A 14,616-nucleotide genomic window follows, 5' to 3' on the forward strand; every position below is an offset into this window, starting at 1 on the left:
AATCATCAGGGAAGCGCTGGATCTGCTGCTCACCTGGATGCGTATCCCCTTCCCGCTGCTGCGCCAGACGGCCTGGCTGCTCACGGTGGCCACGATCGCCTTCAACGGCGCGGCCTCCTGGCCCGATCCGCTCGGCGTGGGCATGCACGCGGTGATCCCGGTGCTGTTCGTCGTCACGGTCGAGGCGGCCCGGCACGCGATCGGCCGGATCGCCGACATCACGGCCGACAAGCACATGGAGGGTGTACGGCTGACGCGGTGGCTGCTGTCGCCCGTCCCGACGTTCAAGCTGTGGCGGCGCATGAAGCTGTGGGAACTGCGGAGTTACGACCAGGCCATCAGGCTGGAGCAGGAGCGGCTGGTCTATCAGGCCCGCCTCCAGGCGCGTTATGGCCGGTCGTGGCGGCGCAAGGCCCCGGTGGAGTCGCTGATGCCGCTGCGGCTGGCGAAGTACGGGGTTCCGCTCACGGACACGGCCCCGGCGGGGCTGGCCGCCGCGGGGGTGGACCCGGTGCTGCTGCCGCCCGCGCCCCGGCCCGAAACGGCGCTGGAGAAGCCGGGGAGTGACCGGGCTGCCGTCCCCGCGCAGCTGCCGCGCGGACCGGAGTACGGGCCGCGGGACGAGCGCGAACACGGACCCGGGTACGAGCAAAAGTACCGGCCGGACCGGCCGGAGTACGAGCGGGCCTACGGACCGGAGTACGGCCACCGCGACGACCACGAGGCTGATGCGGAGGCGTACGACCGGTACGAGCGGCAGCGGTACGAGGAGTATCTGCGCCGGCAGGAGCACCGGCGCCACACGGAACAGGGCGGGGACAGCGGGCAGGACGTGCGGGGCGAGCAGGCGAACCCGTGGTTCGCGCCCAGCCGGCCGCCGGAGGGATTCGACGGCGGCCCTGCCCCCGGGTACGCGGAGGAACCGGAGCCCATCCGCATTCCGGCGGGGCCCGGCGGCCGTACCCGGATCCTCGGCGACCCCGACCTGCGTGAGGCTCCCGAAGCGGAACCGGAGGCGGTGGCGGGGACGGTGGCGGGGACGGTGGCGGAGCCGGAGGCCGTACCGGCGGTGGAAACGGCGGACGCCGTTCATCCGGAGCAGCTCGGGGAAGAGCCGGCCGAGAAGCCGAGGGAGGTGCGGGCAGAGCGGCCGGAGAAGCCCGGCGGGCAGAAGGACGTCGCGGAGCCGTACCCGGATGTGGAGGAGCTGGAGTTCTACGAGGCGGCGTACCCGGTCTTCGTGTCGTACTCCAGCGAGCTGGGCGACTACCCGAAGGCCGAGCAGCTCGACATACATCTCTCGGACGTGCACGGCATCACCCACCCGCACAGCGCGAGGCTGCTCCGGCAGGCGATGGTGGGGTTCAAGAGGCGTTTCCAGGAGGAGCTGGAGTCCGAGCACATCGCGTGACGCACCACCGCGCGCAGCAGCACCGCGTGTGGCAGCACCGCGTGTGGCAGCACCGCGTGTGGCGCCGTGTGACCTGTCCGCGTGAGGCACCGTGTCACGTACCCACAGCACAGCCGTGAGGGGCACATGCGACGGCACTCGCAGGACACGGCCATGGGGGCAACCAAGGTGCGGCGCCCCGGACTTCAGGACCGGCCGCGCTTGCGGGCCTCTCCCGTGAGCGCGATGGCCAGGCCGACGACCAGGATGACGGCGTACCCGGCGGTGGGGATGTCCCACCACTTGTGGAGCAGACCCCAGGGGCCGTCTCCGAACTGCTGGCCGGCGGCGCCCAGACCGCCCTGTACGGCGGCAACCCATCCGATGATGAGGATCAGTTCGTTCTTCATGTCTTCACGGTCCCGCACCCCACGCCCGGATTCGTCATGCGCACGGCGGAACCACCAGTACACCGAAGGATGCACAACCATGAGGACAGGCAGGATCCGAGCCGGTCAGGCGACTGCCCGGTGGTAGGCGCCGCCGTCCCCGGCCCCGGTCAGCATGCCGCCTCCGCTCCACCCGGCCCGCGCCCCGGCCCGGGGCGCGGGCCCCTGCATCAGGACCCGCGCCCCGGCCCTACGCCGCCAGCAGCTTGCGCACGCGGTCCGCGCCGACCGCGAGCAGCAGCGTGGGCAGCCGCGGTCCGGTCTCGCGGGTGACGAGCAGCCGGTAGAGCAGGGCGAAGAACGTCCGCTGCGCGACCTTCAGCTCCGGCGTCGGCTTGGCGTCCGGCGCCAGTCCGGCCATCACCTTCGGCACGCCGTAGACCAGCGTCGTCAGCCCTTCGAGGGACCAGTGGGAGTCCAGGCCGTCCAGCAGCAGCCGCAGCGACTCGCGCGACTCGTCGTCGAGGGACGCCAGCAGCTCCGTGTCGGGCTCGGCGCGCACGACGGTGCGCTGATCGGCCGGAACCTGGGTGGTGATCCAGCTCTCGGCGCGGTCGAGCCGGGGCCGGACCTCGTCCAGGTCGCCCACCGGATTCGCCGGGTCCAGCTCGCTGAGGATGCGGATGGTCTGCTCGTCGTGCCCGCCGGTGATGTCGGCGACGGACGCGAGGGTGCGGTACGGCATCGGCCGCGGTGTGCTCGGCAGCTCACCGGCGGCCGTGCGGACCGCGCGGGAGTACGCCGCCGCGTCGGCGGGCAGCACGGTGCCGTCCGCGACCTTGGCGGCGAGCCTGTCCCACTCGTCGTACAGCCGCTGGATCTCCTGGTCGAACGCGATCTTGAAGGCCTGGTTGGGCCTGCGGCGCGCGTACAGCCAGCGCAGCAGGGGCGCTTCCATGATCTTCAGAGCGTCGGCGGGGGTGGGGACCCCGCCCTTCGACGAGGACATCTTCGCCATGCCGCTGATACCGACGAAGGCGTACATCGGCCCGATGGGGCGCTCACCGCCGAAGATCGGGCAGATGTCCTTGCCGACCTGGAACGACGACCCCGGCGAGGAGTGGTCGACGCCGGAGGGCTCGAAGACGACGCCCTCGTACGCCCAGCGCATCGGCCAGTCGACCTTCCACACCAGCTTGCCCCGGTCGAACTCGCTCAGCCGGACGGTCTCGGAGAATCCGCAGGCCGCGCAGGTGTAGGTCAGCTCGGTGGTGTCGTCGTCGTACGCGCTGACGGTGGTGAGGTCCTTGTTGCAGCCGCCGCAGTAGGGCTTGTACGGGAAGTATCCGGCCGAACCCGTGCCGTCGTCCTCGGAGGCCGCGCCGGAGCCCTCCGCGGCCTCCAGTTCGGCCTCGTCGACGGGCTTCTGCGACTTCTGCTGCTTCTGCCCCGGTGCGGACCGGGTGTCCTTGCCGGGGTCCTTCTTCGTCCGGAAGCGGGCGAGGATCGCGTCGATCTCGCCACGCCTGCGCATCGCGAGCAGGATCTGCTCGCGGTAGGCACCGGAGGTGTACTTCTCGGTCTGGCTGATGCCGTCGTACTCGACGCCCAGCTCGGCCAGCGACTCGACGAGGGCGGCCTTGAAGTGCTCGGCCCAGTTCGGGTGCGGCGACCCCTTGGGGGCGGGAACCGAGGTCAGGGGCCGTCCGATGTGCTCGGCCCAGGTCTCGTCGACCCCGTCGATACCGAGGGGGACCTTGCGGAACCGATCGTAGTCGTCCCAGGAGATCAGATGCCGGACCTCGTGCCCACGGCGCCGGATCTCGTCGGCGACCAGGTGCGGGGTCATCACCTCGCGGAGATTGCCCAGGTGGATGGGCCCGGAGGGTGAAATTCCGGACGCGACGACGATGGCTGCCGGGGCGGCGGCGGGTGCGCCCCGGTGTTTGGTCCCAGGCGCACGGCGTTCCGAATCCGCAATGACCTCGTCCGCGAAACGGGAGACCCAGTCGGTCTCGGTGCTGCTCTGAGCCACGATCGGCACGTCCTTCTTTCTCGTCATCCGGCTCGTATCCGGGATTGACCCATTCTCCCAGACGGATCGACCGGCTCCCGGCCTGTCCACAGGCAGGGGGGCACGGGGTTGTCCACAACCGGGCAGCGGCCGGGGTTGTCCACAACCGGGGAGAAACGGGTTGCCGCCCCATGGGACACTTGACAACCGACGGAGAGGTGACCTCGCGCGGGCACCGCCGGCGTCCCCCGGGCATCGGTCCGGACGCCGGAGCCGGTCCAACCCGGACATCGCTCCCGACGCCGGTTCCGACACCGGTCCCGGCATCGACGCAGACGCCGGTCCCGACATCGGTCCGGGCACGGCAGACACCCAGCGGACACAGCTCCGGACAGACATCCACCCCTGACAGGAACGGAAGCTCATGGCCTCGGTCCCTTCCCTCGCCTCGAATGTGCAGCAGCGCCTCGCGGACGCCCTCTCGGCAGCCCTGCCGGAGGCCGGTTCCGCCGACCCGCTGCTGCGACGAAGCGACCGGGCCGACTTTCAGGCCAACGGCATCCTGGCCCTGGCCAAGCGGCTCCAGGGGAATCCCCGTGAGCTGGCGGCGAAGGTCGTCGGCGCGATCGGGGCGAGCGATCTGCTCCAGGAGATCGAGGTCTCGGGCCCCGGCTTCCTGAACATCACGGTCTCCGACGAGGCGATCGTGCGCACGCTGGCCGCCCGCGCGGCCGACGACCGCCTCGGCGTTCCGTACACGCAGGGCGCGGGCACGACGGTGATCGACTACGCGCAGCCGAATGTCGCCAAGGAGATGCACGTCGGGCATCTGCGCTCCGCCGTGATCGGCGCGGCGATGGCCGAGATCCTGGAGTTCACCGGCGAGAAGGTGATCCGGCGCCACCACATCGGCGACTGGGGCACCCAGTTCGGCATGCTCATCCAGTATCTGATCGAGCATCCGCACGAGCTGGACCACAAGGCGGGCGAGGAGGTCTCCGGCGAGGAGGCCATGTCGTCGCTGAACCGGCTGTACAAGGCGTCGCGCGCCCTGTTCGACTCGGACGCCGGTTTCAAGACCCGCTCCCGTGACCGGGTGGTCGCGCTCCAGGCGGGGGAGCCGGAGACGCTGGCGCTGTGGCAGCGGTTCGTCGACGAGTCGAAGATCTACTTCTACTCGGTCTTCAACCAGCTGGACATGGAGATCCAGGACCCGGATGTCGTCGGCGAGTCCGGTTACAACGACATGCTCGACGAGACGTGCCGCATCCTGGAGGAATCGGGTGTCGCGGTCCGCTCCGAGGGCGCGCTCTGTGTCTTCTTCGACGATGTGCTGGGGCAGGACGGCAAGCCGACCCCTCTGATCGTGAAGAAGTCGAACGGCGGCTACGGCTACGCGGCGACCGACCTCTCCGCGATCCGCGACCGGGTGCGGAACCTGGGCGCGGACACCCTGCTGTATGTGGTGGACGCGCGTCAGTCGCTGCACTTCAGGATGGTCTTCGAGACCGCGCGCCGGGCCGGCTGGCTGGACGGCGAGGTCACCGCGGTCCAGCTCGCGTTCGGCACGGTGCTCGGCAAGGACGGCAAGCCCTTCAAGACCCGTGAGGGCGAGACCGTCCGGCTGGTGGACCTGCTGGACGAGGCCGTCGAGCGGGCGACCGCCGTCGTACGCGAGAAGGCCGAGAAGGTGGGCCTGAGCGAGCAGGAGACCGTGGAGAACGGTCGGTACGTCGGCATCGGCGCGATCAAGTACGCCGACCTGTCGACGTCCGCCGTGCGCGACTACAAGTTCGACCTGGACCAGATGGTGTCGCTGAACGGGGACACCTCCGTCTACCTCCAGTACGCGTACGCCCGTATCCGTTCGATCATCCGCAAGGCGGGCGGCACCGAGCCGGTCGCGCACCCGGAGCTGCCGCTGGCCCCGGCGGAGCGGGCGCTCGGGCTGCATCTGGACCGGTTCGGCGAGACGGTCGCCGAGGTGGCGTCGTCGTACGAGCCGCACAAGCTGGCCGCGTATCTGTACCAGCTGGCGTCCCATCTGACGACGTTCTACGACCAGTGCCAGGTGATCAGCGACGACAACCCCCCGGAGGTCGTCGAGAACCGGCTGTTCCTGGTCGACCTCACGGCCCGGACGCTCCAGCTGGGCATGGCGCTGCTGGGCATCCGTACGCCCGAGCGGCTGTAACACCCGACCGGCCCCCGCCGAAACCCCGCGTTCCCGCGGTCGCTCGGGCCGTCCGCTCACACCGGTCACTCGCGCGGACCGGATCCACCGGCCGCACCCACCGGCCCCTGCCGGCCCCGCCCACGCGGGGTTTCGGCGGGGGCCGGTCGGCTGCGGTCGGTGCGACGGCCACGGCGGGTGTCGCGCGGGCAGCGGATGACACGGCGGCGGCCGTGCGACGGCGGTGGGCCGCGCCGACGGTGGGTGGATCGCGGGTCAGGCGGCGGGAGGGTACTGCCCGACGAGCTGCCCGTAGCCGCCGGCGGTCCACACCCGGGTGCGGAACTCCTGGAAGGTCAGGGCCCGGGCCGGCTGCTCGTCCGGGAAGTGAACGGTCCCGCAGTGCGCGCAGTGCCAGGCACCGGACCACATCAGCCGGGCGTTCGCCTGGTCCGCGACGGCTTTCCGGTGGGCGAGCATCCGTTTCATCGCCCACCCGAAGAAGACCAGGTACAGGACGGCGATGGTGATCGAGATCCACCACACGGCAGGAAAGTACAGACCGGGTTCGGGAGCGGGATTCGAGGTGATCGGCCACCCCGTTTCGCCGGCCCGCGCGTCCTCCCGCCGCTTCTGCCCGAGCCCGATGACGAACAGGATCACGCCCACGACCACGAGCAGATTGACGCCCATCGCCTGCCGCACGGTCGGCTTCAGTGGTGGGGGAACCCAGGCCAGCGCCTTGTACAGGCCCCTCCGGCGGTCGGCCCACGGCAGGAACAGCGCGCGCTTCGCGGCTTGGTGCACGGAGGGAACGCTCGTGAGCCCGTCGTGGCGTCCGCACCCCGGACACGGCCCGGACGGCCGCTCCCCCGTGCCGTACAAACCCGCCATGACGCCCCCGATCCCCCACTCCACCCACTGTTGTGGCGTGCATCACAGAGTAGTCGCGCGCCGGACGGCCGGGGAGGGCCGCCGCAGGACATGCCTGACCCCTGTCGGGGACCCGGGGGCGGCCCCCCTCCAGGTGTGTGCGGAATCGGCGTACCTGATCGATGTACGGGACCGCCCCCCGTACGGGATCCGGCGCACCCGATTCCGTACGCACCCGATGGACGCACCCGATTCCGTACGGGCGGCGAGGGTACGGAATCAGGCGTCCCGTCGGCCCTGCTCCGCGCCGCCGGTCCGGAGCCGCACACCGTCTCCCGGTCGCCGTCGACCTCGGCGGCGACGGCCGGCATGACCGGTCCGCGCGCTGTCCGCATCCGCGTCTGTCCGCGCGTTGCCGCTGTCCACAAAGCGACGGCTTCCGGTTCGGTCGCTTCTCACCCTCACCCCGGGCCGTGAACAGCGGCACGTACGCACTTTCGGGTGTGTGGGGCGGTCACCTCAGCGCGTGCGAGGTGTGGCCCGAGACTTCGTCGATCTCCGTGTGGGCCTTCTGCAGCAGTTGCGACGCGATGTCCATGAGGGCCCTCGCGCCCGCGATCTCCTCCCCGACCCGCAGCTGCTCGGGGTCGGAGGGGTGGCGCTGGGCGTTGCCGTGCCCGCGGATCTCCGTAGCGTCGTTCAGCCTGACCATGGCGGCGGCCCTGGTCCGGTCGCCTTCCTCGCGGAATTCCATCTCCACATGCCATCCGGCGAGTGTCCGCATGATGGATCACCTCCAGCGGTCCCATCTCCCAGGGTGCGCCGGTGTCCGCCGATGCGCACCCCCATCACTCACCTTCTGGTAAGTACCCCACTTAATAGTCGGTACTTGTGAGGTGGTGAGCACCCGGTGAGGATGAGCGAAATCCTCGAAAGCACTGCTCAAGGAGCCTTCCCATGTCCGCGCACGCACCCCGGTCCGACTCCGCGTCCGCCTCCCCGGCCCTCCCCTCCGCCGCCGAATCACCGGTGTCCGTGCTCGGCCTCGGCATGATGGGTACGGCGCTGGCGCAGGCGTTCCTGCGCGCGGGGCACCCGGTCACCGTCTGGAACCGGACCGCGGCCAAGACCGGCCCCCTCGCCGCCCAGGGCGCCACACCCGCGGCGACGACCGCCGAAGCGATCGCACCGGGCGGACTCGTCGTCCTGTGCCTGATGACCAACGACAACGTCCGGGAGGTCCTCGAAGCCCTCGGCGACACGCTCGCGGGCCGGACCGTCGCCAATCTGACGAACGGCACCCCCGCCCAGGCACGTGAGCTGGCCGCCTGGTCGGCCGAGCGGAAGGCCCGGTACCTCGACGGCGGCATCATGGCCGTTCCCCAGATGATCGGCGGACCACAGGCGTACGTCTTCTACAGCGGCGACAAGGCGGCGTTCGACACCCACGAGCGCACCCTCGCCGTGCTCGGCGGCGCCCAGTGGGCCGGTGACGACCCGGGGCTCGCCGCACTCAGCGACATCGCGCTGCTCACCGGGATGTACGGCATGATCGTCGGCGTGATGCAGGCGTTCGCCCTGGCCCGCACGGCGGGCATGGAGGCGACCCGGCTGTCCGAGCGGCTCGTGCCCTGGGTCCACGCGATGCTGGACGGTACCCCGGGCTGGGCGGCGGCCATCGACTCCGGCGAGCATCTCACCGACGTCTCCAGCATCGCCGTCAACCAGGCCGCCCTCCCGAATCTCCTCGACACCCTGAGCGGTCAGGGCGTCACCACGGAGTTCCTGGAGCCGCTGGCGGCGGTCCTGGACCGGGCGGTCCGGGAAGGCCACGGCGCCGACGGACTCTCCCGCCTGGCGGACCTGCTCATCACCCGCCGCGCCTAGGGCGCTTCTGATGGATCTTGCTGGGCTCGCGTGCCCTGGCACCGCGCTCCCCCTGGGCCTGGCGGCCCGTGAGGTACCCCACGCCGCGTTGTCGTCGGTCGCCCATGGCCCCCTGCGCCCTGCGGGCACGGGGGTACCCCCACCGCATGGACTCTCCCCCGGAGCTTCGCCCGGGAGGTACCCCCATCCTCCGCCTTGCGATCCACGCCACCAGACCCCGCTCACTGACCCAGCCTGACCCATCAGAAACGCCCCAGTAGTACGGCTACGGCGGGCTGGCGCGCGGCGCCTCACAGCGCGGGCCCAGCCGGGCAGCACGGGCCGGTCGGGCAGCGCGGGCCGGGCTCGGGTCCGGTGCCGCGGACGGAGACCCACGGAACCGGCGACGCCGCATCTGCGCGACCACTCCCCTGCCGCGGACTCCGGTTCGATGTCCTGGGCCCGGGACCGCGGAGCCTCCTGTTACGGGAAGGCACGCGGTGCGGACGGACGGGCGCACTCCCCCACGGCGGGCAGCGGCACCCTCCCGCTCGTACCCCGTGATGCCACCCCTCCTGCCCGCATCGCCCCGCCCACTCCGCACAGTTGCTCAGGAATTCGCATTGGTCTATACCTTGACTGGCTCACGTCAACGCGCTTCAGTGGGGTCACAACCCCCCACCACGGCCTGCTCGGACGGGCTCCCCACAGCTCGACCGGCCCTCCGGGCAAGGCCGTTGACGCACGAAGGAGGAACTCGTGCTCAAACAGCGCGTCAAAGCGTTCCTGGTCGCCTTCCTCGCGGCCGGCGGACTGGCGGCGGCGAGCCTCATCCCCTCGGCGAGCCCCGCCTCGGCGGACGCGTGCACCAGCGCGCCCAACTGGCAGCAGGGCACCTGGTACACGACTGGCAACGTTGTCAGGTACACGGACGGCAAGTACTACATCGCCGAGCACGACAACCCGGGCTACGACCCCACCGTCAGCACCTGGTTCTGGGACCCGTACACCTGCGGCGGGGGCGGGAACCCCAACCCGAACCCCGGCGACTTCGTGGTGAGCGAGGCGCAGTTCAACCAGATTTTCCCGAGCAGGAGTTCGTTCTACACCTACGCGGGTCTGAAGGAGGCGCTCGCCTCGTACCCCGCCTTCGCCAACACCGGCAGCGACACGGTCAAGAGGCAGGAGGCCGCGGCCTTCCTCGCCAATGTGAGCCATGAGACCGGCGGCCTGTACCACGTCGTGGAGCAGAACACCGCGAACTACCCGCACTACTGCGACCGGAACCAGCCCTACGGCTGTCCGGCCGGCCAGGCCGCGTACTACGGCCGCGGCCCGATCCAGCTGAGCTGGAACTTCAACTACAAGGCCGCGGGCGACGCGCTCGGCATCGATCTGCTCAACAACCCCTGGCGCGTCCAGAACGAGCCGGCCGTCGCCTGGCAGACCGGCCTGTGGTACTGGAACACCCAGCGCGGCCCGGGCACGATGACCGGCCACGCGGCGATGGTGAACCAGGCCGGGTTCGGCCAGACGATCTGGTCCATCAACGGCGCCCTGGAGTGCAACGGCGGCAACCCCGCGCAGGTCCAGAGCCGGGTCAACAACTACACGCGGTTCGCCCAGATCCTGGGTGTGCCGACGGGTGCCAATCTGTACTGCTGACACGGGTCGGGCCGCCGGCACTGCGCGGAACGGCCGGTTCGTCGGGGCGCCGGGCCGGGCCCCGGCGGCACCGGGCCGCCGAACCCCCGCTGATCCACCACAGGGCCGCGGGCCGGGGAGCTCTCCCCGGCCCGCGGTCGGCCTTCACGGCACAGGCGCCGAACCGGTATCGGAACCGCAGCCGGAACCGCCGATCACCCCGCCACCGCAGCCCTCCGTCACCGAAAGTCGTCCGCGTGCTCGCGCGGCCATGCGGCGAAGGTACGGCCGGGCCTGCCGATGGCGTCGTTCAGCGACGGCAACGGCCCGAACGCGGACAGGTCGAAGTCCCCTCCCTCGGACGGGTCCAGGGAGTTGCCATCGAAATCGGTGAAGCCCAGCAGAAGGTCCGCCGCGGCCGCCGCGAAGCCGCCCTGTGCGATGTACTCCTCCCGCGCCTCCTCCCGGGTGTTGCGCTCCACACGGATCTCCACCCCGATGGCCCTCGCGATGGCGCCCACCTGCTCGCGCAGACTGATCGCCTCGGGCCCGTGAAGCGTATGAGCCGCTCCGATGTGACCGTCCTCCAGGAGTGCGGTGACGGCGACATCGGCGATGTCCTGCTCGTGCACGGCGATCCAGGCGTCATCGGGGGCGGGGTGGCGCACCACCCGCCGCTCCCGGACGGAAGGCCCCCACAGGGCGATCTTGTTCGCCATGAACTCCCCCGGCCGTACGTGGGTCCACTCCAGCCCCGACTCCTCGACGGCCCGCTCCACCGGGAGGTGGACGGTGGTGTCGGATCCGTCCGCCGCCGCGGCCGAGGACAGGACGACGATCCGCCGCACCCCTGCCTCCTTTGCGAGAGCGACGACTTCGGAAGCGGTCCCGGTCACCGGGAAGAGATACATCCGCTCGACGCCCACCAGCGCGTCCCGGACGCTGCCGGGCCGGGTGAGATCGCCCGCCACCAGCTCCGCCCCGCCCGAAACCCCCGACGCCGTGGCCGGGTTGCGGGTCAGCGCACGGACATCCGCTCCCGCGTCGACCAGCCCCCGCACCACCAGCCGGCCGACCTGTCCCGTCGCGCCGGTCACCAGGATCGTCATCAGTGCCCCTCCTGAGCGCCCATATCTCCGTACAGTGTACGCAGTACAGTGTACGGAGTATCAGCCCCTCGCGCACCGACCGGACGGCGACACCCGCCCTCCGGACCGCGGCCCGACCCGGCGACCCCACCGCCGACCCCCCGCACCAACCCGGCCGGGACCCCGGACCGGCCCCGCCCGACGCCGCCGGACAGACCCGGAGCCGGCATCACCCGAGGCCAACCCCCGCCGCTTTCCCCTCGGTTGTTGAGAAAACAGCATTGGTCTATACCTTGACTGAACCCCTTCAGGAGCGCTTGGGTGTGGCATACACCCGATACGGCGTGCCCAGGAGAGACACCGTCCCCACTGGGTCTCTCCGGCATGCCCGTTGACGCACGAAAGGGATAGTCGTGCTCAGAGAACGTATGAAGGCGCTCATGGTCGGCGTCGTCGCGGCAGGTTCGCTCGCGGCGACGGCGATCATGCCGACCGCGACGGCGAACGCCGCCTCCCCGGTGGACGAGTGCGCCATCGCGCCCAACTGGTCCGCCGGTGCCAACTACCGGGCCGGTGACATCGTCAAGTACACCGACGGCGAGATCTACGTCGCCGAGCGCGACAACCCGGGCTACAACCCGGTGGTGAGCACGTATTACTGGGACCCGTACACCTGCGGCGGCAACGGGAACCCCAACCCGGACAGCTTCGTGGTGAGCGAGGCGCAGTTCAACCAGATGTTCCCGAAGCGGAATCCGTTCTACACGTACAAGGGTCTGACGGACGCCATGAAGGCGTTCCCGAAGTTCGCCCACACCGGCACGGACACGATGCGCAAGCAGGAGGCCGCGGCCTTCCTCGCCAACATCAGCCATGAGACGGGCGGGTTGTTCTACATCAAGGAGATCAACGAGGACAACTACCCCCACTACTGCGACCGGGATCAGCCCTACGGCTGTCCGGCGGGCCAGGCGGCGTACTACGGCCGCGGCCCGATCCAGCTGAGCTGGAACTTCAACTACAAGACGGCCGGCGACTATCTCGGCATCGATCTCCTCCAGGACCCCTGGGAGGTCGAGCGCAATCCGGCCGTCGCCATGATGACGGGCCTGTGGTACTGGAACACCCAGGACGGCCCCGGCCCGGTGACCGGTCATGACGCGATGGTGAGCGGCGCGGGCTTCGGCCAGTCGATCCGGTCGATCAACGGCGCGCTGGAGTGCGACGGCAAGAACCCGAGGCAGGTGGAGAGCCGGATCACCAGGTACCGGAACTTCACGCAGATCCTGGGTGTGCCGATGGGCTCGAACATCTCCTGCTGAGCCCCGCGGATCATAAAGGGAACGGGCCGGGGAGAACCCCCGGCCCGTTCACCTCACCCGGGCCCGGGCGAACAGACCCGCCCGGCCACCTCGCACCGCCCGCTCAGAGCGTGCGCGCGACCTCCGTCGCCCAGTACGTGAGGATCATCTGCGCCCCCGCCCGCCGGATCCCCGTCAGCGTCTCCAGGATGGCCTTGTCCCGGTCGATCCAACCCTTCTCGGCGGCGGCCTCGACCATCGCGTACTCACCACTGATCTGATACGCGGCGACCGGAACGTCCACGGCCTCCGCGACCTTCGCCAGCACATCGAGATACGGCCCCGCGGGCTTCACCATCACCATGTCGGCGCCCTCGTCGAGGTCGAGAGCCAGCTCCCGCAGCGACTCGCGGACATTCGCCGGATCCTGCTGGTACGTCTTGCGGTCACCGCGCAGGGACGACCCGACGGCCTCCCGGAACGGGCCGTAGAACGCGGAGGAGTACTTGGCGGTGTACGCCAGGATCGACACGTCCTCCTTGCCGATGGTGTCCAGCGCCTCCCGGATGACGCCCACCTGGCCGTCCATCATGCCGCTCGGCCCGACGACATGGACGCCCGCGTCGGCCTGGACCTGCGCCATCTCGGCGTACCGCTCCAGGGTGGCGTCGTTGTCGACCCGGCCGTCGGCGTCCAGGACACCGCAGTGGCCGTGGTCGGTGTACTCGTCCAGACACAGGTCGGACATGATCACGAGATCGTCCCCGACCTCGGAGCGGATGTCGCGGATGGCGACCTGAAGGATTCCGTCGGGGTCCGTACCCGCGCTACCGGCCGCGTCCTTCTTGCCGTCCTCCGGCACCCCGAACAGCATGATCCCCGCGACCCCGGCCCGACGCGCCTCGACGGCGGCCTTCCGCAGGGTGTCCCGGGTGTGCTGGACCACTCCGGGCATCGCGGAGATCGGCACGGGTTCACCGATCCCCTCCCGGACGAAGGCCGGAAGAATCAGATCGGCGGGGTGCAGCCGGGTCTCGGCGACCATGCGCCGCATGGCCGGTGTGGTCCGCAGCCGCCTCGGCCGCGCCCCGGGAAACGATCCATACGCACTCATGCCCCCACGCTACGCCTCAGCCGGCGGGGGCCTTGCGCAGGCGCAGGGTCAGGCCGATCTCGGACACGTTCTTGGCGAGCTCGAAGTTCACCCAGGCCGCGATGTCGACCAGATTCTGCGGTTCGCCCCAGGGCAGGCCGGCGGTGCGGTCGGTGGAGTCGAGGTCGTCGTCGCCGAGCCGGACCAGTTCCCCGCGCCACTCGTCCTTCAGCCCCCGCAGCCATGCGACGGCCGGCTCGGCGCCACCGGGCCAGGCGATCTCCTCACGCGGGGGCGCCCCGGGGCCGAAGCACTCCCTCAGCGTGGTCGTCCACCAGTAGCCGATGTGCCAGGACAGCCAGGCGATCGAGGTGGTCGGCACGGGGTCGGGCTCGGGCACCTGCCAGTCGGCGACCCAGCGTCCCGCGCCGTCCTCCCGTACGGTCCACGCGCCCGGCGCGGGTTCCCAGAGGAAGGAGTCGTCGTCCAGTTCCGGGTGGTGGTACTCGAACAGGGACCAGACGAGATCGAGCTGGCGGACGAGCAGTTCGGCACGGGGAGAGGTCATCGGGGGAGCCTCCCACCGGCCCCGTGGGCGGGCAATCGAATAAGCCCGGCGGCGGCTCGTTCCGCACATCGCTGACATGTCCGGGACATATCTGGGTTATGCCCCGGATGCATGGAACGCTTGTTCGGTCCATGCCGGGCCACCGGCTCCCGCCCGTACGGACGCCCGCGGCCCCGGCAGACCCCGACACCCCCGAGAGAGCAGGAGGAGCCAGAAC

General features: G+C 70.5%; 11 protein-coding genes and 1 pseudogene. 5 read left to right on the forward strand and 7 right to left on the reverse strand.

Going from position 1 to position 14,616, the window contains the following annotated elements; all coding sequences use genetic code 11:
• Positions 1-13: 13 nt before the first annotated feature.
• Positions 14-1,411, forward strand: a pseudogene (locus ACFYT4_RS08920) (DUF2637 domain-containing protein); the annotation flags it as partial.
• 185 nt (positions 1,412-1,596) lie between these two features.
• Here ACFYT4_RS08920 and ACFYT4_RS08925 read toward each other — a convergent pair.
• Positions 1,597-1,800: a hypothetical protein gene (locus tag ACFYT4_RS08925; RefSeq protein ID WP_389266719.1), complete on the reverse strand. Its 204-nt coding sequence runs from the start codon at positions 1,798-1,800 to the stop codon at positions 1,597-1,599.
• Positions 1,801-2,029: 229 nt separating this feature from the next.
• Positions 2,030-3,823, reverse strand: a complete 1,794-nt coding sequence (gene lysS, locus ACFYT4_RS08930; RefSeq protein WP_389266797.1) for a lysine--tRNA ligase — start codon at positions 3,821-3,823, stop codon at positions 2,030-2,032.
• 394 nt (positions 3,824-4,217) lie between these two features.
• Between lysS and argS the strand changes: the two genes are divergently transcribed.
• Complete coding sequence (argS, locus tag ACFYT4_RS08935; RefSeq protein WP_389266721.1) at positions 4,218-5,987, forward strand: arginine--tRNA ligase; 1,770 nt, start codon at positions 4,218-4,220, stop codon at positions 5,985-5,987.
• A gap of 255 nt (positions 5,988-6,242) precedes the next feature.
• On the opposite strand, the gene ACFYT4_RS08940 is transcribed toward argS, so the two are convergent.
• Both ACFYT4_RS08940 and ACFYT4_RS08945 read right to left on the reverse strand, forming a co-directional pair.
• Entirely contained in the window at positions 6,243-6,773 is a 531-nt protein-coding gene (locus ACFYT4_RS08940; protein ID WP_389266723.1) for a hypothetical protein, read from the reverse strand.
• Positions 6,774-7,353: 580 nt separating this feature from the next.
• Positions 7,354-7,623: a DUF1876 domain-containing protein gene (locus ACFYT4_RS08945; RefSeq protein WP_389266725.1), complete on the reverse strand. Its 270-nt coding sequence runs from the start codon at positions 7,621-7,623 to the stop codon at positions 7,354-7,356.
• A gap of 173 nt (positions 7,624-7,796) precedes the next feature.
• Between ACFYT4_RS08945 and ACFYT4_RS08950 the strand changes: the two genes are divergently transcribed.
• Both ACFYT4_RS08950 and ACFYT4_RS08955 read left to right on the forward strand, forming a co-directional pair.
• Complete coding sequence (locus tag ACFYT4_RS08950) at positions 7,797-8,726, forward strand: NAD(P)-dependent oxidoreductase (protein WP_389266727.1); 930 nt, start codon at positions 7,797-7,799, stop codon at positions 8,724-8,726.
• A gap of 738 nt (positions 8,727-9,464) precedes the next feature.
• Complete coding sequence (locus ACFYT4_RS08955; protein WP_389266729.1) at positions 9,465-10,370, forward strand: chitinase; 906 nt, start codon at positions 9,465-9,467, stop codon at positions 10,368-10,370.
• Positions 10,371-10,588: 218 nt separating this feature from the next.
• Here the strand turns inward: ACFYT4_RS08955 and ACFYT4_RS08960 are convergent, their stop codons facing one another.
• Entirely contained in the window at positions 10,589-11,458 is an 870-nt protein-coding gene (locus ACFYT4_RS08960; RefSeq protein ID WP_389266731.1) for an SDR family oxidoreductase, read from the reverse strand.
• Positions 11,459-11,850: 392 nt separating this feature from the next.
• Here ACFYT4_RS08960 and ACFYT4_RS08965 point away from each other — a divergent pair, with 392 nt between their 5' ends.
• On the forward strand, positions 11,851-12,759 hold the full coding sequence (locus ACFYT4_RS08965) for a glycoside hydrolase family 19 protein (protein ID WP_389266733.1): 909 nt from the start codon (positions 11,851-11,853) through the stop codon (positions 12,757-12,759).
• 103 nt (positions 12,760-12,862) lie between these two features.
• Here the strand turns inward: ACFYT4_RS08965 and hemB are convergent, their stop codons facing one another.
• Together hemB and ACFYT4_RS08975 are read right to left on the reverse strand one after the other, a co-directional pair.
• A complete protein-coding gene (gene hemB, locus ACFYT4_RS08970) occupies positions 12,863-13,852 on the reverse strand; it encodes a porphobilinogen synthase (protein ID WP_389266735.1) in 990 nt (329 codons plus the stop codon).
• Positions 13,853-13,868: 16 nt separating this feature from the next.
• A complete protein-coding gene (locus ACFYT4_RS08975) occupies positions 13,869-14,399 on the reverse strand; it encodes a DinB family protein (RefSeq protein ID WP_389266737.1) in 531 nt (176 codons plus the stop codon).
• Positions 14,400-14,616 lie beyond the last annotated feature (217 nt).

The organism is Streptomyces sp. NPDC004609 (genome assembly GCF_042873655.1).
Taxonomy (GTDB): domain Bacteria; phylum Actinomycetota; class Actinomycetes; order Streptomycetales; family Streptomycetaceae; genus Streptomyces.